Here is a 22611-nt window from a genome sequence, read left to right on the forward strand (position 1 = left end):
GAGCAGGAAGGGAGCGGGACGTGCGGTGTGCCCCTGGGGCGGGCGGGTGGGCCGAATCAGGTGACGGTGGGGCGCTGCCGGAACTCGGGAGTGCGGTGCTCGCCGCCGGTCACAACGGCGTGCAGTTCCCGCACGGCGTGCAGAACGTCGGCGTGCGTGACGTACAGGGCGTTGAAACCGAAGCGGAGCAGGTCGGGGGCGCGCATGTCGCCGATCACACCGCGGGCGGTGAGCGCGGCGATGAGCGGGTACGCCTCCGCGTGGTGCAGGGCGACCTGGCTGCCGCGGTGCGCCGGGTCGCGGGGGGTGGCCATGGTGAAGCCGAGGCCGTCGAGGAGTTCGTCGACGCACTCCTGGAAGAACCCGGTCAGGGATACGTTCTTCTCTCGTACGGCCGTCATCTCCACCCCGTCGAAGGCGGTCAGCGCGGCTTCCAGGGCGAGCATCGACAACAGCGGCGGGGTGCTGATCCGGGCCCTGCTGATGTCCGCCCCCGGGGCGTATGTGCCGGACATCGCGAACGGCTCCGCGTGCCCGTGCCAACCGGTGAGGGGGTGGTCGAAGTCCGCCTGGTGCCTGCGGGCGACGTAGGCGAACGCCGGGGCCCCCGGGCCACCGGAGAGGTACTTGTAGCCGCAGCCGACCGCGAAGTCCGCTTCGATGGCGTCGAGCTCGACGGGCAGGGCGCCGGCAGCGTGGCACAGGTCCCAGTGCATCAGGGCGCCGGCGGCGTGGGCGGCTGCGGTGAGCGCGGCCATGTCGTACAGCTCGCCGGTGCGGTAGTCCACGGGGGCGTAGGCGGCGACGGCGACGTTGCCGGCCTCGGCGGCCAGTACGGCGGCGGCCTCCCGCGCCGGTACCCGTCGGACTTCGAGCCCGAGGAGCCGGCCCACCGAGTCGGCGATGTACTGGTCGGTGGGGAAGTGGTCGGGGTCGGTCAGCAGCAGCCGGCGTCCGGGGCGCATGCGGGCGGCGGCGAGCAGTGTGTTGAACAGTTGGACGCTGGTGGAGTCGCCGACCACCGTCTGACCGGGGGCCGCGCCGATCAGCCTGCCGAGGGTGTCACCCGTCCGGAGCGGTGCCTCCCACCAGCCGTTGCCGTTCCAGGAGCGGATCAGGTCGGTGCCCCACTGCCGGTGCACTGCGTCCTCGACGACAGCCGGGACGGCGGCGGGCAGGGCGCCCAGGGAGTTGCCGTCGAGATAGACGACGCCCTTCGGGAGGATGAAGCGGGCACGGACGTGGGCGAGGGCGTCGGCGGCGTCCAGCGCGGCGGCGCGTTCGGTCAGCATGGGGTGTCTCCGTCGTCGTACGAGGGGGTGGGTCCGGCATCGCGGTCCCAGGTGGGATCGAGCGCGCGGTGCATGAGCGGTTCCTGCCGCTCGCCGACCGGCCGTCGTCCCGTCTCGACCAGCAGGTCGCGGGTGTCGAAAGTGTGGCGCAGTGCCATCGGGGCCGTGGGCACCGCCCGGTCGACCACCGTCCGAGGCGCTTCCGGTACCTCGCCGACGGCGCGCCCGGTGACCGCGTCGACGAGCGGGAAGGGCGCGTCGGACGCGTGGAAACCGCCTCCTACGTAATGCCGCACGGGTGAACCCACCTTGCAGACCTCCGTTGCTGGGCCGGGGTTATGTCCGAAAGTCGTCCCCGGGCGTGCCGGTATAGTGCGCCCACCCACCTATGCCGATCCAATGCCGATTGACGTGGGAGGTATAGCAAAACCGGTATGGCGTTGTGCCGCACCGCCCTCAGCCCCTCGCCTCACCGAAAGGAGCCCACCGGATGGACCTCCTGGACGGCCGACTGAAGTTCCGGCACCTGACCCTTCTCATCGCGGTGTGCGAGCACGGGAGCGTCGTACGGGCGGCCGAATCCCTCCACCTCACCCAGCCCGCTGCGACCCGGACCCTCCATGAGCTGGAGGCCATCGCAGACCTACCGCTCTTCGTGCGCGTACCGCGTGGCATGCGGCCCACTGTGTACGGCAAGGCGTTGGTGGAACACGCCCGCACGGTGGTCGCCGAGGTGCGAAGGGCCGGGGAACACCTCACCGGGCTGCGGCAGGGACAGGAAGGCACGGTGACCGTGGGCACACTGCTGGCCGGCGCCAATGTGCTCCTGCCCCGGGCGGTCGCCCGACTCAAACGGGAACGGCCGCGGCTCACCGTGGTCGTCAGGGAGGGAACCCTGGACGTCCTGCACCCGGCACTGTTGGCGGGTGAGCTGGACGTCATCGTGGGTCGGGTGGGATCGGCCCCCGCGGAAGGGGACGGGCAGTGTCAGCGAATGCTGTACCGGGAGCCCATCCGGCTCGCCGTCCGCTCCGGCCATCCGCTCCTGGACGCCACGGGCGTCACGCTCACGGACACCCTTGGCTTCCCCTGGATCCTGCCGGTCGAGCAGACCGCCCTGCGTCAAGAACTCGGTGCCCTCTTTGTGGACCGGGGCCTCACACTGCCCGCCGACCGCGTCGAATGCACCTCCATCCTCACCATGCGGGCACTGCTGCTGGAGACGGACATGGTGGCGCTCCTGCCCGAACTGGTCCTGCGCGAGGACGAGCACCTCGCCGCGCTGCCGGTCGAGCTTCCCTCGGTGGGACGCACGGTGGGCACCACCGAGGCCGCCCACCGCACGCGCACACCCGCTCTACAGGCGCTGCTCCACCACCTCGATCAGGAGGCGGTCCTGCTGCGGGAGACGCTCGGCGGCATTCCAGCGGTCCCACACTGAGGGGTCGGTTCGCTCCCGGACGCATCGTGACCCGGCGTCGTTCTCCCGGTTCACCGTCGACGGAGGGGTCCTGCCGGCCGCGGGGAGCGCCCTAGGGTGAAGGCATGTCGTCCCTGCGCCCTCATGCCAAGCCCTGCCCCGACGACGCCGACCGCGCGTCGGTGGCGACCGCGCCGGAAGCCTTGAAGGCTCCTGGTGCTCTCGCTGCCGCGGCGGCGCGCGGGGCGTCCGCGACGCAGCGGACGACCCGGGAGGCGCGTTCGCTGCCCGTGGTCGCGGCGGGCGCGGTGGTGATGCCATTCGGGATCCAGCCGTACGACGAGGTCGTGGCGCACGACACCACCTGGGGTGCGCACTCCCATCCCTTCCACGAGTTGCTCTGGAATGAGCGCGGCGCGTCGACGGCCGTGGTGGGGGCACGTGTCTGGACGATCACACCCGCGCTCGGCATGTGGATGCCGGCGGGCACACTGCACTCGGGGTCGGCGGTCGCCGGCACCTGGTTCCGGGCGAGCTTCTTCGGCTTTCACACCACGCCGTCCATCTCCGACACACCGGTGGCCGTCGAGATCACCCCGCTGCTGCGGCTGCTGCTGGAGCGACTCGGCGATTCTCGGCTCTCCCCCGCCTCGCGCGCGACCACCGAGGCGATGGTGCTCGATGTGCTCGAACCGTCGCCGCGCGAACTGCTCGTCCAGGCGCCCGCTTCGGCTCTGCTGCGCCCGATCGCCGAAGCGCTCCGTGAGGATCCGGGTGACCAGCGCACCCTCGCCGACTGGGCGGAGGAGTTGTGCGTGAGCGCCCGGACCATCAGCCGTGCGTTCAACGCGGAGACCGGTACCAGTTTCGCGCGCTGGATCGCCTCGGTCCGGGCTCAGCACGCTGTCGCCCTCCTCACCCGGGGCTGGGAGGTGGAGGCCGTCGCCGAGGAGGTCGGATATCGGTCCGCAAGTGCCTTCGGGGCGGCCTTCCGACGAACCACCGGGCTCACGCCGGGCACATTCCGGGTGCCCTGAGTCGCTCGGTCCGGCCCGCGCTAGGGCCGTTTCCCCCTGACCCCAGGGGATGCACGTCCCGTTCGCTACATCAGGTGTCTCATAAGCTCGATTGCGACACGGTTCAACGTCCTCCTAGAGTGCCAAGGCAAGCCTTACCTAAGCCGCTTGCACTCAGTGCGGTGCACACACTCCACGACGGCGTCCCGGGACCGGACGTGCGAGGACCGGCACCTGACAACCGGACCAGTGGGGTTGGAAAATCATGCGTTCACATCGCCTGCGGCTGCCCATCGCAGCCGCCGCTCTCCTGAGCCTCACGGCCTGCGGCACCACTTCCTCCAACGGGGACGACGACGAGACCAAAGGCGCGAAGGGCTCATCGTCGTCGTCCGAAGCATTCCCGCTCACGGTCAAGCACGCCCTGGGCACAACGACCATCCCCGAGAAGCCGAAGCGCGTGGCCACCGTGAACTGGGCCAACCACGAGGTGCCACTGGCGCTCGGTGTCGTCCCCGTCGGGATGGCCGCCGCGAACTTCGGTGACGACGACGGCGACGGGGTACTGCCCTGGGTGGAGAAGAAGCTCACCGAACTGGGCGCGAAGACCCCGACCCTGTTCGACGAGAACGACGGCATCGACTTCGAGGCCGTCGCCGACACCAAGCCGGACGTCATCCTCGCCGCGTACTCGGGTCTGACCAAGCAGGACTACGCCACACTCAGCGAGATAGCCCCCGTCGTTGCATACCCCGATGCCCCGTGGGCGACGCCGTGGCGGGAGATCGTCCGGACGAACAGCAAGGCCATCGGGCTCACCGACGAGGGCGAGAAGCTGATCGGGGACCTGGAAGGCGAGATCGGTCGGACCGTCGCCAAGTACCCGCAGCTCAAGGGCAAGTCGGCGATGTTCATGACCCACGTCGACCCCGGCGACATCAGCAAGGTGGGCTTCTACACCGCTCATGACACCCGGACGTTGTTCTTCAAGGACCTCGGTCTGAAGATCCCCGGCAGCATCGCCAAGGCGTCACAGGGCACGGACAAGTTCGCGCTCACCCGTAGCGCCGAACAGATCGATGAGTTCAACGACGTCGACATCATCACCGGCTACGGCGACGAGAAGGGCGAGTTGGCGACGGCGTTGCGCAAGGACCCGCTGTTGTCGAAGGTCCCCGCGATCAACAACGGCTCGACCTATCTGCTCCCCGGCAGCTCGCCCCTCGCAACGGCGGCCAACCCGACGCCCCTGTCGATCTCCTGGGTGCTGGAGGACTACGTCGCCGCGCTCGCCAAGGCCGCGGACAAGGTCAAGTGACCCCCTCCCCTGCCTGCCGGACACCGGACACCACCGCGATGCGACGTCCGGTGCGGGTCCAGCTGTTGTGGCTCCTCGCGGTGGGCCTGGTCCTGGCCGCGCTCATGGTGGCCTCGGTCGCCTTCGGCTCCCGGGCCGTCGGCTGGTCCGATGTCTGGGCCGCGCTCGGGGGCGCGGACGCGTCCCTGGAACAGGCCGCCGCCGGCAAGCGAATCCCCCGAACGCTGCTCGCAGCGCTGATCGGAGCGGCGCTCGGGCTCTCGGGGGCCGTCATGCAGGGGGTGACACGCAACCCACTGGCCGACCCGGGCATCCTCGGGGTCAGTATGGGCGCGTCACTCGCAGTCGTCACGGCCGTCGCGTTCTTCGGGCTCTCCTCGCCGACCGGGTACGTGTGGGTGGCCATGGCGGGGGCTGCACTGTCGGCCGGATTCGTGTACGGCGTCGGTACGCTCGGACGTGGCGGCGCCACCCCTTTGAAGCTGGCGCTCTCCGGTGCCGCCACCTCGGCAGCATTCGCCTCGCTCGTCACCGCAGTGGTACTTCCGCGCAACGACATCGCGGGGAGTTTCCGGCTCTGGCAGATCGGCGGGGTGGGCGGCGCCTCCTTCGAGCGCATCGGGCAGGTGCTCCCCTATCTCGCGGCGGGCTTCCTGATCAGTCTGCTGTCGGCCAAGTCGCTGAACTCCCTGGCACTGGGCGAAGAACTCGCGGCAGGACTCGGCGAACGGGTCGCCCTCGCCCGGGGCATGGCCGCGCTCGGAGCCGTCGTACTGTGTGGCGCGGCAACGGCGGTGGCCGGCCCGATCGCCTTCGTCGGTCTCGTCGTCCCCCATGCGTGCAGGCTGCTCATCGGAGTGGACCACCGCTGGCTGTTGCCCTTCGCAGCACTGCTCGGGGCGGCACTCCTCACGGCTGCCGATGTGGTCGGCCGGGTCGTCGCCCGGCCCACCGAGATCGACGTGGGCATCGTGACGGCGCTGATCGGCGCCCCGTTCTTCATCTGGATCGTCCGTAGGCAGAAAGTACGTGCCTTGTGAGCACCGTCGCCCTTCCCCCTCGACCGCCCTCCGCCGAGACCGTGGCCCGCGACCGGAGAGGCAGGGCGCTTCGCCGCCGCGCGGTCGTCCTGTTGCTGGCCGCTTTGGTGACGGCCGTGTTCACCGTGACCCTGATGGCTGGGCAGACGTACTACCCCCTGGATGAAGTGGTCCGTGTGGTCCTCGGCGAGCAGGTGCCGGGGGCGTCGTTCACGGTCGGACGGCTACGGCTGCCCCGGGCCGTCCTGGCCGTAGTGGCGGGTTTCAGCTTCGGGATGGCCGGTGTCACCTTCCAGACCATGCTCCGCAACCCGCTCGCCAGTCCCGACGTCATCGGCATCAGCTCGGGCGCGAGTGCGGCAGCGGCCATGGCGATCGTCACCCTCTCCTTGGGCGAGACGCAGGTGTCGATCGTCGCGATCACCGCCGCACTCGCCGTCGCACTGCTCGTGTACACCCTGGCGTTCAAGGACGGTGTGGTCGGCACCCGGCTCATCCTCATCGGCATCGGCATCGCCGCGATGCTCGACAGCGTCGTCGCCTACGTACTGTCCCAGGCAGCCGAATGGGACCTCCAAGAGGCGATGCGCTGGTTGACCGGCAGTCTCAACGGCACCACATGGCACCAGACCGCACCCGCCGCTGTGGCGTTGGCGGTGTTGTGCCCCGTACTGCTGTCGCAGGCGCGGAACCTGTCCGCGCTGCAACTCGGAGATGACACTGCCTCAGCGCTCGGGGTACGCGTCGAGCGCACCCGTGTCACGGTGATCGTCGCCGCTGTCGGCCTGATCGCGTTCGCCACGGCGGCGTCCGGGCCGATCGCCTTCGTCGCCTTCCTTTCCGGGCCCATCGCGGCACGGATCGCCGGGCCGGGTGGTTCGCTCCTGGTGCCCGCGGGCCTGGTTGGGTCCCTGTTGGTCCTGGTCGCAGACTTCACCGGCCAGTTCGCCTTCGACGCCCGCTTCCCGGTGGGCGTCATCACCGGTGTGCTCGGCGCGCCCTACCTCGTCTACCTGATCATCCGCACCAACCGGGCAGGAAGTTCCCTGTGACCACGACCCACTCCTTGGCCGCCGAGGGGCTCACCCTCGGCTACGGCGAACGCACCGTCGTCGAGTCGCTCGATCTGGTCGTGCCGCCAGGCGGCATCACGGCGATCGTCGGAGCGAACGCCTGTGGCAAGTCGACGCTCCTGCGCTCCATGTCCCGTCTGCTGGCGCCCCGCGCGGGCCGCGTCATCCTGGACGGAAAGGAGGTGCACCGCCTGCCCGCCAAGGAACTCGCCCGTACGCTCGGGCTGCTCCCCCAGTCGCCAGTGGCCCCCGAAGGGATCACCGTCTCCGATCTCGTCGGCCGTGGGCGCCATCCTCACCAGCGAGTCTTCTCGCGTTGGAACGCGGAGGACGACGCGGCCGTGGCGGCTGCTCTGGAGGCGACGGACACGCTGCCCCTCGCCCACCGCAGCGTCGACGAGCTCTCCGGTGGACAGCGCCAACGGGTGTGGATCGCCATGGCACTCGCCCAGCAGACCGACATCCTGATGCTGGACGAACCCACCACCTTCCTCGATGCGAGTCATCAGATCGAAGTCCTTGACCTGTTGACGGACCTGAACCACTCTCGGGGAACGACCGTCGTGATGGTCCTGCACGACCTCAATCTCGCTGCCCGATACGCCAACCACATCGTCGCTCTCGCTTCGGGCCGGCTGCACATCGCCGGGACGCCGCACGAAGTGCTCACACAGGACAACGTCCGCACGGTCTTCGGTCTCGACAGCCGCATCATCGAGGACCCCGTCTCCGGCCGGCCCCTGATGCTGCCCATCGGACGCCACGGGATCAGGCCGACGCAGAGCACACCCAGCGGAACCGTCCGTGAACGCACGCCCGACTGATGAACCCGGCCGTACCACCCTAGGTCCCGGCCACCGCACACCCCGGCAGATCAGTTGCCGCACACGGGGCCAACCGGCGGCAGACAACGGCCAGCACGCACCCCACACCACCACCGGGAGTTGAGTTGTCCAGCTTGTCCAGGAGAAAAGCCACCACGGCCACGGAGCGCACCACGGCCCCATCCGCTGGAGCGGCCGACACCCCGTACGAAACTGCGCGCACCGATGCGCCTGCCGGAACCGACCTCCCGGGCGCGCCCACCGCCCGGCCAGGCTTCATCGGCCTGCGCTCACACGCGGAGTTGCAGGAGTTGCTGGGCACCCCGCATCCGATCGTCATCGACAAGGTGCACGCCCGACTGGACGAGGACGACCACGCAGTCCTGGCCCGCTCCACCTTCTGCCTGCTCTCCACGTCCGACGCGCACGGCGCCTGCGACGTCTCCCCTCGCGGCGACGGCCCCGGCTTCACCCACGTCATCGATCCCGGAACCCTGGCGCTACCGGAACGCCCCGGCAACCGCAGGGGGGACAGCCTCCACAACATCCTCGACAACCCCCACGCCGGACTGCTCTACCTCATACCGGGGAGTCGGGACGTCCTACGGATCAACGGCCGGGCACGACTCCTGGCCAACGCGCCCTTCTTCGACACGATGGCTTCCGGGGACCGGCGTCCCGACCTCGCCATTCTGATCGAGATCGACGAGATCTATCGGCACTGCCCCCGGGCCCTGCACCGTTCCGGGCTGTGGGACACCACCACCTGGGAGAGTGCCTGACGAGGCCGGCAGACTGCATCGCCTTCCGCTGCTCGACCGCGCCTGCGGTCCGTAGGGCAAGGTGCGCACCGCCCGCCGCGCAGCTGCCCAAGACGACACCGACCAGTGAGAACACCACTGTGCGGGGCCTCACCAACGTTCACTTCGGGTGGTCGTCGGTCTAGGAAGGCACTGAGCGCGGACGGAGGACCAGCAGCGAACCCTCCAAGGTCGCCACCATGGCGAAGGGGAACCGGTCGACCTCAAGGCAGAGTTCGACGTCATCGGCATGCACTCCTTGACGCACGCCTCCAGCCAACTCGGCGGCGGCGCGCGACCCGGCAGCGCGCCGAAGGAACTCAGTGGCATCCGTTGCTGCCCCCGTGGCCCTCCGGGCGATGTACTGGGCACACGCCAGATCCTCGTCGGCCTGCCCGTCCTCACCGGTGACGACGAATGTGACGTTGTCACTCGGGCGGGTACGCACGAGCTGGGCTGTTGCCTCCGCCACCACGAAACTGGCGCACAGCACCAACGACGCCTCTTTGACCGCGAGGGCGCCGACCGTCCCTGCCGTGGTCTTCTGTACGACGGTCCGACCGCCCAGGTCAACATCCCGCAGCAGGCCAGGCGAGTTGACCAGGTCGAACCCGGGCGCTGGCGGACCGTCTTTGAGTGCCGCCCAATCCGGGTGACGAGCCTTGAGCGCCAGGGCCTCGTCCAGCGACTCAGCAAGAACGATCTTGTCTGCGCCTTGACCAAACGCCCAGGCGGCGACAGTGAAGGCGCGCATGACATCGACGACAACCGCCACGGGCGGGGCTTCGACCAGCTCGGTGATACCAAGGAAACAGGCGTCCATTTGGGTCATGATCGTGCATGCCCGACCCATGGCACTCGAAGAGTGGTCCACATCACGTGGGATCGGCGAACCCCCCGATGGCCACGGCCGCGACCCACACCAGAGACCCAACTGCTGTGTCATGCCGCCGGCCACCACCCCCAACAAGTCCCGGACCTCCTTCGGAAACAACGAGCCCCGCCCGGTCTACACGATCGGGCGGGGCTCGCTACCGGTCCCGAGCGAACTCGTGAATGGCCTCAGCAGATCAGCGAGTGCACCTGATGGCGGCGTTACCCGCGAAGTAGCCGGGTGCGAGTCGGGTGGAGTAGGCGTAGAGCAGCACACACTGCTCATGGAGATATCCGCTGATCAGCGCGGACCGGCGGGCCATGTTCTCAGCTTCCCGCTTCGCCTCCTTGGGGCTGTTCTCATATGCCCAACCCGTGAACGTTTGTGTCTCCTGGACGCTCACGTCGGCGTGTGCGACAGAGGGCGCAAATGTGGCGAGGCCCGCGAGAGCCAGGGCAACGCCGCCTCGGACGAGTAGCGATTTCATGTCGGTACCCCATTCTTGATGAGTTCCTGGTGAGTTGCTTGGTGAGGTTCTTGGTGGAATGCGGTGTGAGTCAGCGCTGGCAGAACAGGTCGGCGACCGCGGAGTACACACCGCCACCGACCGACCTGACGTCGGTGGCTCGGACATAGCAGTGGTTCGCCTGCCATCCGGCCGACTGGGCGATCGTGTAAGCCATCCGGACCGCGCCGTTCACCGCCTGGGACGGCGAGGTGCCCATCCCGGAACCGGTGAACGTCCGCACCTCAGGCAGAACCAGCTTCTGTTGGGCGGCTTCTACTCCAACCGGGGCCGCCTGGGCGGAGTTGACCCCTCCGATGAGAAGCGCCGAGGTGGCAAGGGCCACGGCTGTGGAACGCAGACGTATCGTGGACGAACGGGTCACCGGGACTCCTCGATGGTTGCTTCGATCGTCACTGAAACGGTCAGCGCCGACTGTGTTGGTGTGATCGTTTGTCGAATGGCTTCCAAGACACTTGGTTGAGCGACTGATTCCGAGCAGTGGCGTTCGTTCCCTTCACCCCGGGAATGCGAACCACGTTCAGCAGTTGCATCCCCCTGCTGCGTGGTGCATCCCCTTGCTGCGTGGCCGACTTGACGGTCAACAGCTTCAGCAGCACGACGATGGACGGCAAGCACAGGGGACACTGGTGGAACACTGGAACCATTCCAGCCCCACTGACGTGGGAATACTCGGCAGGGGTGGAACGCCGCCACGAAACGCTGGGGGGCTGGAACGGTTGAGCGCGTTAGATTCGGGGACCGAGGTGTTCGCGCGTCGGCTGCGGGGAATCCGGGAGGCGTCGGGGCGCAGTTACGGAGCTCTGGCCCACCGAGTGGGGGTGAGCGCTTCCACCCTCCACCGCTACTGTTCCGGTCACATCGTGCCGTTGGAGTTCACCCCGGTCGAACGGCTGGCACGGCTGTGCGGCTGTCAGGGTGAGGACCTCGTGGAGCTGCACCGTCTGTGGGTGCTGGCGGACGGGGAGCGCCGCAGACGTCAGGCCGCTGGCGGGGTTCAGGCGCGGAGTGCGGCCGGAAGCCCCGAGGCGTTGTCGAAGCTGACTCGCGGTGGGACCGTCCCGGGAGATGCCGTCCGGGCACTCGAAGTCAGCGAGTCCGTCCCCGGGATCACCGATGCCGCGAAGTACACCGGGACTGCCGCGTTGGAAGCCGCCCCCGAGGTCACCGTCGTCCTGGAGGAGATGCAGGCCAGGGAGCCAGGGCCGGAGGCAGCCGGGTCGACCGGGTCCCCGGAGGTGCCACGGCGGCGGGTCGTCCGTGCCACCAGGGGGCGCCGGTCGTGGCCCGGGCGAACAGGTGGCAGCGCACCGGCAGCGCACCTTGCCACCGGACTGGTCGCCGTTGTGACCGTCCTCACCCTCCTCATTGCCTTCCTCGTCCTGCTGGCGTTCGAGCACTCGCCTTCCTCCTCGGAAGACCGGAACGGTCGACAGCGCGCAACCGGTCCGCGCTACGCGGGCACCGCCGTCCCTTCTCTGCGCGCCTCGGACACCACTGCCGACCCGTCCGCCCTACCCGCCCCAACGCCCTGGTCCCTCTCCCCCGGGGTGACCGCTTCCCGTCTCCCGGCCGGTCCCACCGCATCCATGGGCCCGGGCCGCACCGGCTCCCGTCCTGCGCCCCGGGAGTCCGCGGGGGCGTCGAAGCCTCGCGACCGTGCCCTGCCGTTCACCTGGGGCGTCAACCAGCACATCTGGGCGAGCGGCTGTAGTCACTCCTACATCGTCGACCGCCCACCGACGGCGGTCCCCCCGCCGCCGTCGGTGTCCGACGCCGAGCCCTGGGCCCGCTCCCTGGGGGCAGTGCACGGGGGCGACACCCTGGTCAGGTTGACCGTCCAGGGCAGTGGTGAGCAGGCGGTGGTGCTTCAGGGGCTCCGGGTACGGGTGGCGGCCCAGCGTCCCCCGCAGCGCCGAAACGTCTATGGCATGAGCCTGGGCTGCGGAGGGACGATGACGCCTCGGCTGTTCGACGTGGACCTCGACGCCGCCCGCCCGACGGCCGTTTCCGTGCCCGGCAACGATTCCGGGGTGGAGATCCCTGCCGCTTCATTTCCCTACCGGGTCTCGGCCCGGGACCCGGAGATCCTGCTCATCACCGGCCGCACGGTGACGTGTGACTGCGACTGGTATCTGGAGTTGGAGTGGAGCAGCGCGGACCGCTCAGGGACCGTACGGATCGACGACGCCGGACGGCCGTTCCGTACGAGCAGTGTCCTGGGCGGTCCCGCCTATCTGTACGACACCAACACCCGGCGGTGGGTCCCGACGACGGGAGCCGACCCGGCCCCCCACCCCGGAAACGATCCCACCACAGGCACCCCAGAGGACCCAGAAGACCCAATGGCCAGCCCAGCCCCGGGGGCTCGGGCCGAGTAGATCCGGAGGCCACCGGGGGCAAACCCACTCTGCAATCCCCGGCCCGGATCCCGTCACTGCGACCGCGTTGTGCATCGGTCCGGGCCAGGAGCGGCGATCGGGTCCATCGCCAGGGATCGCGGGGTGAGCACCGAGGTTCCGGGCCAAGTCGTGGGTCTCGACGTACGGATCGATCGCCACTCCCCCACTGTGGGCACCAACAGCCACACTGAGCAGCGCACGAACATGGAGAAGCAAGGGACACACCGGGGACCGCGGATGGTCTGCTGTGGTCCGCCGACCACTCCCGCTTGGAAGCTGCGCCGGCCGGGCAACCCGCTGGAGTGGACACCGTGATCCGCGGGTGCCGACTCCACCCCGGCGCCCGGGTCCGGTCGACGTAGAAACGATCCGCCACGATGCTCACGCGAGGGTGCCAACAGGGCCTGGATACGGCCTATTTGCCAGTCCTTGAGCACCTCGGGTTTACCGGCGCCGCCACCCCGGCGAAATCCCATCACCACAGGTCACAACATACGTCTTCGCCGTCGGACACCCGTTGACAGTCGCCGATCGGTGCATCCGGTCTCAAAGCCTGAGCACAAATTCCACACATGGCCTCCTCATGCCGGCCCCGATGGTCTAGATTGACCGTGCTTCAGCCGTTCGGGCACGAGGCGAACGACATTGATCTATAGATCCGGCGCCACCAACAGCCAGTAGTCGAGTCCCCGGCCAGACTTGGGGATGATCAGTTCAGGGAGCCCGAGAGGGGGGCCTTGGGTGCGGGGAGCACCCGAGGTTTCGATGGGCTCCACGCACCTCAAGGGCCCGGCAGAACGAGCAAATCCACTGCCGTCAGGGCGAGTTGTCACATAGTGCTGCAATTGCAGCTGCGATGCGTGCACGGGGGGCGGGGGCCTCCCGAGGGGAGGAACAGCGCGGCTCGGGGGACGGGAGCTCCCGAGACAGGAACAGTGTGAGGCGAGTACGTCGAACTGCTGGTGACCTGGGGGGTTCTGTGGAGCAGGGGGAGTTAGTCAAGCCGTTTTCGTCAACGCGCGGGCGGTTGGCGAACGGGGCAATCAGACAGCCCGCGATTGACTGGGAGGAGCGGTACCGCCGTACCGTCATCACCAGCGATACCGTGGCCACCGCCTTGGTGGTGGCGGCAATAGGGAACTTCTTCGGGGCCCGGGACGCGGCCAACTGGCACGAGAAGTGGGGAATACTCGCATTCGGCACCGAACTGTTGGTGCTGGGAGCGCTTGCAGTGAGCAGGGCTTGGGCTCCGGCCGTGCTCGGCCAGGGCGCCGAGGAGTTCCGCCGGCTCGGACGTTCCCTCTTCGCGGCGGCCGTCGTACTCGCACTCGGCGGGATCGCCCTCACCTCGCGCAACATCAAACTCTGGATATTCGTTGCGATCCCCGCGCTCGCACTCGTCACTATGACCGCGCGATATCTGTTGCGCCTGTGGCTGCACAAGCAGCGCAAGGACGGCCGGTGCCTGCGGCCGGTGCTCGCTGCCGGGAGCCTGCCCACCGTACGAGATCTGATCAATCGGGCCCGCAAGTCCCCGCATCTCGGCTGGCGAGTGGATGCGGTGTGCACGACTGACGGTCTCGGACTCGACGGCGACCAACTGGACGGAGTGCCGGTCGTCGGCCAACTGGCCGACGTCGCCAATCACGTCCGTCGCAACGGCTACCGAGTCGTGGCGGTCACACCGGACCCGCACTGGACACCGGACCGGCTGCAACGGCTGGCCTGGAACCTCGAAGGCAGCGATGCCGAGATGGTCGTGGCCCCCGTGCTGATGGAGGTGGCCGGCCCGCGACTGCACGTCGACGCGGTGCTCGGAATACCACTGCTGCGGGTCAGCATGCCGACCTTCACCGGGGGCCGCCGGGCGGTCAAGGAGGTCGTCGATCGACTGGGCGCAACGATTCTGCTGATGGTGTTCGCGCCACTGATGATGTTCGTGGGGCTGCTCATACTGCTGGACAGTCGGGGTGGGGCGTTCTACCGCCAGCGCAGGGTCGGCAAGGAGGGTCGCGAGTTCACCATCCTCAAGTTTCGCACCATGGTCGACGGGGCTGACCGGGCACGCGCCGAACTGGCCGACCGCAACGAGGGTGCGGGTCTGCTGTTCAAGCTCCGCCGGGATCCGCGGGTGACCCGGGTGGGAGGAGTGCTGCGCCGGTACTCACTGGACGAGCTCCCGCAGCTCTTCAACGTACTCACCGGGTCGATGTCGCTCGTCGGTCCACGGCCCCCACTGCCTGAGGAGTCCGCTGCGTACGGCCCGGACATCCGGCGGCGGCTGCTGGTCAAGCCCGGGCTCACCGGCCTCTGGCAGATCAGCGGACGCAGTGACCTGCCGTGGGACGAGGCGGTCCGACTGGACCTTCGGTACGTGGAGGACTGGTCACTCGCCCTGGACACAGTGATCTTGTGGAAGACGCTGCGTGCGGTGCTCTACGGGCAGGGGGCCTACTGATGCGCCACTGTCGTCGTCCGGCCGACGCGCCGACCGCAGGCCAGGAGTGCCTGACTATGGGGAGGGACGGGTCATGAGGATCAGCGTTTTCGGCCTCGGATACGTAGGCTGTGTGTCGGCCGCGTGCCTGGCCAGCATGGGTCACGAGGTCATCGGGGTGGACGTGAACCAGGTGAAGGTCGACCTGGTCAACCGTGGCAAGGCGCCGGTGGTCGAGGAACGGATCGGCGAGCTCATCGCCGAGGTCGTGCGGACCGGAGCGTTACGCGCCACGGACGACGTCCACGAGGCGATCATGGGCAGCGACGTGTCGCTGATCTGTGTGGGCACCCCGTCCGAACCCAACGGCAGCCTGTGCACCACCTATCTGGAGCGGGTCACCGAGCAGATCGGCACCGCCCTGGCGGATGGTCCTGAGCGCGGCGGGCGGCACACCGTTGTGTTCCGCAGCACCATGCTCCCGGGCACCTGCTTGAAACTGCTGGTGCCGATCCTGGAGAAGTACGTCGGGGGCACGGCCGGAGTGGACTTCGGGGTCGCGGTCAACCCGGAGTTCCTGCGCGAGGGCACGAGCGTGCAGGACTTCTTCGATCCGCCCAAGACGGTCATCGGAGAACTCGACCCGGCCAGCGGGGACGCGGTACTGGCACTGTACGAGGGCTTACCCGGCGAGGTGTTCCGGGTGCCGATCCCCACCGCCGAGGCGATCAAATACGCGGACAACGCGTTCCACGGCCTCAAGGTCGGTTTCGCGAACGAGTTGGGCGCGGTGTGTCAGGCGCTCGGGGTGGACTCGCACCAGGTCATGGACGTGTTCCTGGCCGACCGCAAGTTGAACATCAGCCCCGCCTATCTACGGCCCGGTTTCGCCTTCGGTGGTTCCTGCCTCCCCAAGGACTTACGCAGTCTGGTCCATGCGGCGCAGCGGGCCGATGTGTCGGTTCCCATCCTTGCCAATGTGCTGCCCTCCAACTCCGCGCACCTTCAGCGCGCGGTGGAGCTGGTCGAGCGCACCGGCAAGCGCCGGGTGGGACTGTTCGGACTCTCCTTCAAACCCGGCACCGACGACCTCCGCGAGAGCCCGCTCGTCGCACTGGCGGAGACGCTGTTCGGCAAGGGCTATGACCTGCGGATCTATGACGCCAATGTGAGCCTCTCCCGGCTGCTGGGTGCGAACCGCGAGTACATCGAAACCCGGCTGCCACACCTCGCGCAGCTGCTTGCCGACTCCGTCAACGACGTTCTCGAACACGCCGAGGTGTGCCTGATCGGGACGAGGGATCCGGCCGTGCTGTCGGTACTCCCCCATGGCGACGGCCCGGTGCTCATCGATCTCATCCACCTTCCCGACGCCGAAACGCGCCGGACAGAACCGGGGTACGTGGGCCTTGCTTGGTGATGCAATCAGCGACGAACGACCGGACCGGCGCGCGCTGATCCTGGTGGAGAACCTCTCGGTGCCGTTCGACCGGCGTGTGTGGCAGGAGTGCAAGACGCTGCGCGACGCGGGCTGGGAGGTGCACGTCATCTGTCCCCGAGGAACCAAGCGGGACACGGAGTTGGAGATCGAGATCGACGGGGTGCGGATCCATCGCTACCCGTTGCGCGCGGCCACCGGAGGACCGGCCGGCTATCTGCGGGAGTACGGATCGGCGTTGTGGCATACGGCCCGGTTGGCCCGCAAGGTCGGTCCGGTCGACGTGGTGCACGCCTGCAACCCGCCCGACCTGCTGTTCCTGCCGGCGTTGTGGTTGAAGCGGCGCGGCGCGCGGTTCGTCTTCGATCAGCACGACCTGGTACCCGAGTTGTACCTCTCCCGGTTCGATCGTGGTGAGGACCTGCTCTACCGAGGCGTGTGCGCCTTGGAGCGGCTGACCTATCGGGCCGCGGATGTCGTGCTCGCCACGAACGAGAGCTACCGGGATGTCGCGATAGGCCGTGGCGGTCAGCGTCCGGCGGATGTCTTCGTGGTGCGCAGCGCGCCCGAGATCGAGCGGTTCCAACCGGTGTCGCCCGAGCCGGAGCTGAAGCGCGGCAAGCCCCATCTGTTGTGCTACCTGGGTGTCATGGGCCCTCAGGACGGTGTCGACTACGCCCTGCGGGCCCTGGCGAAGTTGCGCGACGAAATCGGGCGCACCGACTGGCACGCGGTGTTCGTGGGCGCCGGCGACGCCTTCGACGCGATGGTGGAGCTGTCCGAGCGGCTCGGGCTCTCCGAGCAGGTGCAGTTCACGGGGCGCATTCCGGACGCCGATCTGGTGCGCTATCTGTCGACCGCCGATGTGTGCCTCTCCCCCGACCCGCGCAATCCGCTGAACGACGTGTCGACGATGAACAAGGTCCTGGAGTACATGGCGATGGGCCGGCCGATCGTCTCGTTCGACCTCCGTGAGGCGCGGGTCTCCGCCGGTGATGCCGCCGTCTACGCGCCCGCCAACGACGAGGCCGAATTCGCCAGGCTCGTCGCGCTGCTGCTCGACGATCCGGAGAAGCGGGCCCAGATGGGCAAGATCGGTCAGGAGCGGATCAGCGGGGAGCTCTCCTGGCGGAACTCCCAACGATCACTGCTCGCCGCTTACGCCGTTGCCTGCCGCGACCACACTCCGGTGTCGGCGGGCAACCCGGTCAGCACCGGGAAGAAGAGGCCGCGTCGTTGAGCAATGAGATAATACGCCTGGTCACGATCGGGCGGATCCTCCGTCGGCGCTGGCGGCTGCTCGCCGTCCTCACCGTGCTGGGCGCAGTCGTCGGCTACGGCACCTCGCTGCTGTTTCCGCCGCGCTACACGGCGTCGGCATCCGTACTGCTGCCGGGGCAGTGGGAAGAGCGCGAACTGCTGACCCAGGTGGACATCGCGACCAGTTCGGCGGTGGTCGACCGTGCGGCTGCCACCCTCGACTGGAGGGGCGTCAGCGGCGGTGAGTTACGGGATCGGGTGAGCGCCGAGACCGCTGACGGGAACATCATCAAGATCTCGGGCACGGCCGAGACTCCGGAGCGCGCGCAGCAGCTCTCCGACCGGGTGGCCCAGCAACTCGTGGCCTTCGCCGCGCGCATCGCAGGCGACGGTGCGGACTCCGAAGCGGCCACGGGCCCCGAGGCCCTGCGACAGAAGGTCGTGCAGACGAACCGTCACATCACCGAACTCGCCAATGCCGCCGATCCGGGGCAGACCGTGGAGAGCGTGCAGGCCCGCACCGCGCTCGCGAAGCTGCGTACCGCGCTGGAAGAGGCCATGAAGAAGCTGGACCAGGCGGATACGGCGCGCAACAAGGCCGGCATGGTGATCATGGGGCCGGCTCCGCGGCCAACCGGCGAGGCGCCGCCGACGAGGGTGCAACTCATCTCCGCCGGTGCGCTGCTGTTCCCTCTGCTCGCGGTCGTCGGACATCTCGCAGCCGCACGGCTGAATCGCCGACTGCGCACCGAGCCTGAGATCGTCGCGGCACTGGGCTCGGCGCTGCTGGGCACGGTCGACGTGCCAGGCGACACCAGCTCGGACCGGGCGGAAGACCTCGGCCCGCGGGCCCGGATCCGCCGGCTGCTGGGTATGGACAGCCGGTGGGACACGCCGAGCCCACAAGCATCCGGCGACGAGGCCAGCCGACAGATCCGCTATCGACGGGTGTGGGCTCGCCTTCGGGACCACCTGCCCTCCCCCTGGCGACTGCTGGTCGTCGTGCCGGAGGGAGATGGGACCGCCCTTCGAGCAGCGGGGCAACTCGTCACCGAGGCGGAGGGCGATCCTTCACCGAGCCCTACGAGCACGGCGAACCCCGTGCTGCGGGTGGTGGAGGTCTCGGTGTCCCAGCCGATGGTGCCGGACCGCGACACCGAGTCGGGTGCCCTGGTCGTGCTCAGCGCGGGCAGTTGGACCGCGGGCGAGCTCGCCGGCATCGCCGAGGCGTGTGCGGACGGTGGCCACGACATCATCGGCGTCGTCGTCGCCGGCGCGGTCCGGGCCCGACCGACGCCGTCCACCGGCCCCCCACCGGAGAAGGCCACTCCCGCACTCGCGGTGCGCGGCCACGCGACGGGAGAGTCAGTGTGACGACGAGCACGACTTCGGAACCGTCGACAGGCGCTCCGTTGCTGGACCTGCAAGCGCTGGTGGTAGCCGTACGCAGGCGCCGCCGCCTCTGGTGTTCCATGGCGATCCTGGGGCTGCTGCTCGGTGCGGCAGTGGCGGTCGTGCTGCCGCCGCCTCCGACCGCGGTGACCAAGGTGCTGGTCACCCACAAGGAGGACCAGCCGAACGACACCGGAACACTGATCCGTACCGACGTCGCGCTGCTGGGGACCACCCGGATCGCCGGGAAGGCCCTCAAGGCCCTCAACTCTCCCGACAAGCCGGAAGACTTCATACAGGACTACCGCGGTACGGGTCTGACCAACAACCTGTTGCAGATCGATGTGACGGGTGACAGCGACGCACAGGCGGTGGCCCGGGCCAAGGCGTTGGCCGATGCGTTCATCGCCGATCACGTGGGGCGGATGTGGGCAGCCGCGAAGGCCGAGTCCGAGGCCCTGCTCGACCAGCGTGACCGCATGCGGGACGAGCTCGCCCGGGTCAACAAGTCGATCGGAGACCGGTCGCCGGAGAGCGACCCGAAGTCATCGGCGAGCATCGAGTCGCTCTTCGCCCGCCGAGCCGAGCTCAACTCACGAATCGCCGAGTTCGACCAGCGCGCCGCGGAGGTGCGCACCGGCACGCCCCAGGTCATCACCGGAACACAGATCGTGGATGCACCCCGGGCGGTGCAGCACTCCCTGCCCAAGACCGCCGTCACCAACGCCGCGATCGGGCTCGTGCTCGGACTTGTCCTCGGACTCGCGCTGGCAGCGGTCGGCACGGTGGTCGCGGATCGTCCCGTGCTGCGCCGGGAGATCGCGACGAACCTGGGCGCCTCCGTCATCGCGGAGCTGCCTCGCGTGCCCCGCCGGTCGATCGGGCTGTGGCAGGGCCGACGGACCCGGGCGGCACGCGAACGGCTCACCGTGACCCTGACCCGCATGGTGCGGGGCTCCACGGAGCCGGTTTCGCTGCTGGAACTGGGGTGTGCGCACAGCGCGAGTGCGATCGCCCTGAACGTCGCCGAGGCACTGGCCGCGGAGGGGCCGATGGTGGTCGTCAACGGTCTGCCGGGCCCGGAGCTCGCCAACAGCCGTCAGAAGTTGGGAGGGCCGACCGTGGTCAGCGGCGACATCGTCGCGTCCGTGCCGCAGCAGGCGCGCCGGATCGGCGTCGGCTCGGTCGCGCCCGGCACGGCGTGGACCGACCTCCAGTACCTCGGTGCCCAGACCGTGCTCGTCGTACGGGCCGGGCACGGCAGCGCCGCATGGCTGCACACCGTGGCCCGGCAGCTCGCGGACCAGCGCATACCGGTGATCGGTGTGGTGCTGATCGACCCCGATCCGCGTGACCGTACCGACGGCACGCTGTGGGACGGCCTGCACACCGCGTTGCGCGGCCAGTACGAGCGGTTGGCCCGACAGAACGGAACGGGGCAACTGCTGACCGAGCGGCTGACCCGCCAGAACGGAACGGCCCAGCCGCGAACGGAGCGGCCTTCGATGCCGACCGCGCTGGTTCCGGACAGCGACCAGGAGGCGCGGTAGACATGTGTGGAATCGCAGGCACGTACCGATGGCCGGACGGAAAGGTCGTGACCGACCGGCTCACCGATGTCCTCGCCCACCGCGGCCCGGACGGGGCGGGCCGCTACAACCACTCCGTCGGCGACGGCGAAGTGCACCTCGGACACCGTCGGCTGGCGATCATCGACCTGTCCGAGACCGGCGCCCAACCGATGGTCTCGGACGGTCTGGCCCTCACGTACAACGGCGAGCTGTACAACGCGCCCGAACTCCGTGCCGAGCTGACGGCCGCCGGCGTGCGCTTTCGTGGCACGTCCGACTCCGAGGTGCTGCTGGAGGCATGGCGGCGCTGGGGTACGGACTGTCTGCCCCGGCTGCGCGGCATGTTCGCGTTCGCGGTCTTCGACGAGCGAACCGGTGAGCTGGTGCTCGCCCGCGACCAACTCGGCGTCAAGCCGCTGTTCCTGCTCCGGCGCGGTACGGGCCTGATGTTCGCCTCCGAACTCAAGGCGCTCGTCGCCGTGACCGGTGGGTCGCTGGAGGTGGACCATGCGGCGCTGGTGGCCTCGCTCCTGTACTACTGGGTGCCCGACTCGCGGTGCGCGTTCCGCGAAGCGGAGAAGCTGCCGCCGGGTAGCTGGCTCAGGTGCCGGCCCGACGGTCGGGTGGAGCGCGGTCGGTTCTGGAACCTGAAGGAAGTGGCCGCCGAAGGTCGGGAGCTGGCCCGCAGCGGCGAGCAGCCGGACGTGGGCGCCGTCGTCGAGGAGTCGACCCGGCGGCACCTGCTCTCCGATGTGCCCGTGGCGACCTTCCTCTCGGGTGGTCTCGACTCCAGCTATCTGACCGCGCTGGCGGCCCGCGACCGGCCGGGGATCTCCGCGTACACGATCGGGTTCCGTCCCGAGGACGCCAAGTTCGAGGCGATGCCGGACGATCTGCGCTACGCGCGGCAGGTGGCCGAGCAGTTCGGCGTCGACCTGCATGAGATCGAGATCGCTCCGAACGTGCTCGATCTGCTGCCGCGGATGACGCACCACCTGGACGAGCCGATCGGCGACCCCGCAGCGATCAACACGTTCCTGATCTGCGAGGCCGCCCGGGAGGCCGGCGTCAAGGTGATGCTCTCGGGGATGGGCGCCGACGAACTGTTCGCCGGGTACCGCAAGCACCTGGCCAACCTCCTTGCGCTGCGCTACCAGCGCGTCCCGCGGCCCCTGCGGCGGGGGGTCACCGGGGTCGTGGACCGGCTGCCGGTCGCCACGGCCCGCCGGGGGTACCGGTCGGTGCGCTTCGCCAAGCGGTTCCTCTCCTTCGCCGAGCTGCCTGAGGAGACCGCGTTCCGACGCAGCTACACCATGTACGACCAGGACGAACTGCTCGCCCTGATCGATCCGGACCTGGCCGGGACGGTCGACGACGTGCTGGGTGAGCACCGGGACGTCTACCAGGACAACGACCTCGACGACTTCGTCAACCGGATGTGTCTGGGCGATGCCCGGATGTTCCTGCCGGGGTTGAACCTCGCGTACACCGACCGCTCCAGCATGGCCGCGTCGACCGAGGTGCGGGTGCCGTACGTGGACGTCGAGGTGGTCAAGGCGGCCTTCGCGGTGCCAGGCAACCGCAAGATCGTCGGACGGCAGGGGAAGGCGGTCCTCAAGGAGGCGGCCACCTCGATCCTGCCGCGGGAGATCGTGTACCGGCCCAAGGGCCTGTTCAGCGCCCCGCTGCGGGCCTGGATGAGCAGGGATCTGGCACCGCTGGTGCGCGAGGTGGTGAACGACGGCGTGCTCGTCCGTTCCGGGTTCCTGCGCCGGGATGCGCTGGCGCGACTCGTCGCCGAGGACGCCGCCGGGCAGCGGGACTTCTCCAAGCATCTGTGGCATGTGCTGACCCTTGAGTACTGGTATCGCGGCGCGACCTCTGGCTCCGGCCAGAACTGAACGGCTTGACGGCTTGACGGCGTAGAA

Annotated in this window: 19 protein-coding genes; 14 read left to right on the plus strand and 5 right to left on the minus strand. The window is 68.9% G+C overall.

Annotated features, from left to right (window positions below; all coding sequences use genetic code 11):
- Positions 1 to 56: 56 nt before the first annotated feature.
- Entirely contained in the window at positions 57 to 1292 is a 1236-nt protein-coding gene (gene kynU, locus ACFXJL_RS25740; RefSeq protein WP_384696095.1) for a kynureninase, read from the minus strand.
- Positions 1286 to 1588, minus strand: a complete 303-nt coding sequence (locus ACFXJL_RS25745; protein ID WP_358880553.1) for a hypothetical protein — start codon at positions 1586 to 1588, stop codon at positions 1286 to 1288. Before ACFXJL_RS25745 ends, kynU begins: the two co-directional genes overlap by 7 nt.
- 194 nt (positions 1589 to 1782) lie before the next feature.
- Between ACFXJL_RS25745 and ACFXJL_RS25750 the strand changes: the two genes are divergently transcribed.
- The 7 genes from ACFXJL_RS25750 to ACFXJL_RS25780 all read left to right on the plus strand — a co-directional run bounded on the left by ACFXJL_RS25750 (position 1783) and on the right by ACFXJL_RS25780 (position 8765).
- On the plus strand, positions 1783 to 2733 hold the full coding sequence (locus ACFXJL_RS25750; protein WP_358880552.1) for a LysR substrate-binding domain-containing protein: 951 nt from the start codon (positions 1783 to 1785) through the stop codon (positions 2731 to 2733).
- 293 nt (positions 2734 to 3026) lie between these two features.
- A complete protein-coding gene (locus ACFXJL_RS25755; RefSeq protein ID WP_358880594.1) occupies positions 3027 to 3749 on the plus strand; it encodes an AraC family transcriptional regulator in 723 nt (240 codons plus the stop codon).
- Between the two features lie 244 nt (positions 3750 to 3993).
- Entirely contained in the window at positions 3994 to 5046 is a 1053-nt protein-coding gene (locus ACFXJL_RS25760; protein ID WP_384634999.1) for an iron-siderophore ABC transporter substrate-binding protein, read from the plus strand.
- A gap of 38 nt (positions 5047 to 5084) precedes the next feature.
- Positions 5085 to 6086, plus strand: coding sequence for an iron ABC transporter permease (locus tag ACFXJL_RS25765; RefSeq protein ID WP_358880550.1), 1002 nt, complete (start codon positions 5085 to 5087; stop codon positions 6084 to 6086).
- A 41-nt stretch (positions 6087 to 6127) separates the two neighbouring features.
- Positions 6128 to 7138, plus strand: a complete 1011-nt coding sequence (locus tag ACFXJL_RS25770; RefSeq protein WP_384635425.1) for a FecCD family ABC transporter permease — start codon at positions 6128 to 6130, stop codon at positions 7136 to 7138.
- Positions 7135 to 7983 (plus strand): ABC transporter ATP-binding protein, encoded by an 849-nt coding sequence (locus tag ACFXJL_RS25775; protein WP_384696100.1) that lies wholly within the window; start codon positions 7135 to 7137, stop codon positions 7981 to 7983. The genes ACFXJL_RS25770 and ACFXJL_RS25775 overlap by 4 nt, the downstream gene beginning before the upstream one ends.
- A 278-nt stretch (positions 7984 to 8261) precedes the next feature.
- Positions 8262 to 8765, plus strand: a complete 504-nt coding sequence (locus tag ACFXJL_RS25780; protein WP_384635422.1) for an MSMEG_1061 family FMN-dependent PPOX-type flavoprotein — start codon at positions 8262 to 8264, stop codon at positions 8763 to 8765.
- A 160-nt stretch (positions 8766 to 8925) separates the two neighbouring features.
- Here the strand turns inward: ACFXJL_RS25780 and ACFXJL_RS25785 are convergent, their stop codons facing one another.
- From ACFXJL_RS25785 to ACFXJL_RS25795, 3 genes are all read right to left on the minus strand, one after another.
- A complete protein-coding gene (locus ACFXJL_RS25785; RefSeq protein WP_384696103.1) occupies positions 8926 to 9606 on the minus strand; it encodes a 2-phosphosulfolactate phosphatase in 681 nt (226 codons plus the stop codon).
- Positions 9607 to 9853: 247 nt separating this feature from the next.
- Positions 9854 to 10144: a hypothetical protein gene (locus tag ACFXJL_RS25790; RefSeq protein ID WP_384634987.1), complete on the minus strand. Its 291-nt coding sequence runs from the start codon at positions 10142 to 10144 to the stop codon at positions 9854 to 9856.
- A 70-nt stretch (positions 10145 to 10214) separates the two neighbouring features.
- Positions 10215 to 10547, minus strand: a complete 333-nt coding sequence (locus tag ACFXJL_RS25795) for a hypothetical protein (RefSeq protein WP_358880547.1) — start codon at positions 10545 to 10547, stop codon at positions 10215 to 10217.
- Between the two features lie 382 nt (positions 10548 to 10929).
- Between ACFXJL_RS25795 and ACFXJL_RS25800 the strand changes: the two genes are divergently transcribed.
- From ACFXJL_RS25800 to asnB, 7 genes are all read left to right on the plus strand, one after another.
- The gene (locus ACFXJL_RS25800; protein ID WP_384696181.1) at positions 10930 to 12564 is read left to right on the plus strand and encodes a helix-turn-helix domain-containing protein; all 1635 of its coding nucleotides are present in this window, start codon (positions 10930 to 10932) and stop codon (positions 12562 to 12564) included.
- Positions 12565 to 13564: 1000 nt separating this feature from the next.
- Positions 13565 to 15043: a sugar transferase gene (locus ACFXJL_RS25805; RefSeq protein ID WP_384634975.1), complete on the plus strand. Its 1479-nt coding sequence runs from the start codon at positions 13565 to 13567 to the stop codon at positions 15041 to 15043.
- A gap of 73 nt (positions 15044 to 15116) precedes the next feature.
- Positions 15117 to 16442, plus strand: a complete 1326-nt coding sequence (locus ACFXJL_RS25810; protein WP_384634972.1) for a nucleotide sugar dehydrogenase — start codon at positions 15117 to 15119, stop codon at positions 16440 to 16442.
- Complete coding sequence (locus ACFXJL_RS25815; protein ID WP_358880543.1) at positions 16432 to 17700, plus strand: glycosyltransferase family 4 protein; 1269 nt, start codon at positions 16432 to 16434, stop codon at positions 17698 to 17700. Before ACFXJL_RS25810 ends, ACFXJL_RS25815 begins: the two co-directional genes overlap by 11 nt.
- Entirely contained in the window at positions 17697 to 19094 is a 1398-nt protein-coding gene (locus tag ACFXJL_RS25820; protein WP_384696108.1) for a Wzz/FepE/Etk N-terminal domain-containing protein, read from the plus strand. Before ACFXJL_RS25815 ends, ACFXJL_RS25820 begins: the two co-directional genes overlap by 4 nt.
- Complete coding sequence (locus ACFXJL_RS25825) at positions 19091 to 20662, plus strand: Wzz/FepE/Etk N-terminal domain-containing protein (RefSeq protein ID WP_384696111.1); 1572 nt, start codon at positions 19091 to 19093, stop codon at positions 20660 to 20662. Before ACFXJL_RS25820 ends, ACFXJL_RS25825 begins: the two co-directional genes overlap by 4 nt.
- 2 nt (positions 20663 to 20664) lie before the next feature.
- Positions 20665 to 22584, plus strand: coding sequence for an asparagine synthase (glutamine-hydrolyzing) (gene asnB / locus ACFXJL_RS25830; RefSeq protein WP_384696114.1), 1920 nt, complete (start codon positions 20665 to 20667; stop codon positions 22582 to 22584).
- The last annotated feature ends 27 nt before the right edge of the window (positions 22585 to 22611 follow it).

The sequence above is a fragment of the Streptomyces sp. NPDC059256 genome, assembly GCF_042753785.1.
GTDB lineage: Bacteria > Actinomycetota > Actinomycetes > Streptomycetales > Streptomycetaceae > Streptomyces.

Excerpts from the sequence above, each read along its gene's own strand:
- ACFXJL_RS25810 (WP_384634972.1), top strand. The coding sequence starts at position 15,117 with ATGAGGATCAGCGTTTTCGGCCTCGGATACGTAGGCTGTGTGTCGGCC.
- kynU (WP_384696095.1), bottom strand. The coding sequence starts at position 1,292 with ATGCTGACCGAACGCGCCGCCGCGCTGGACGCCGCCGACGCCCTCGCC.
- ACFXJL_RS25760 (WP_384634999.1), top strand. The coding sequence starts at position 3,994 with ATGCGTTCACATCGCCTGCGGCTGCCCATCGCAGCCGCCGCTCTCCTG.
- ACFXJL_RS25750 (WP_358880552.1), top strand. The coding sequence starts at position 1,783 with ATGGACCTCCTGGACGGCCGACTGAAGTTCCGGCACCTGACCCTTCTC.
- ACFXJL_RS25755 (WP_358880594.1), top strand. The coding sequence starts at position 3,027 with ATGCCATTCGGGATCCAGCCGTACGACGAGGTCGTGGCGCACGACACC.
- ACFXJL_RS25765 (WP_358880550.1), top strand. The coding sequence starts at position 5,085 with ATGCGACGTCCGGTGCGGGTCCAGCTGTTGTGGCTCCTCGCGGTGGGC.
- ACFXJL_RS25790 (WP_384634987.1), bottom strand. The coding sequence starts at position 10,144 with ATGAAATCGCTACTCGTCCGAGGCGGCGTTGCCCTGGCTCTCGCGGGC.
- asnB (WP_384696114.1), top strand. The coding sequence starts at position 20,665 with ATGTGTGGAATCGCAGGCACGTACCGATGGCCGGACGGAAAGGTCGTG.
- ACFXJL_RS25785 (WP_384696103.1), bottom strand. The coding sequence starts at position 9,606 with ATGGACGCCTGTTTCCTTGGTATCACCGAGCTGGTCGAAGCCCCGCCC.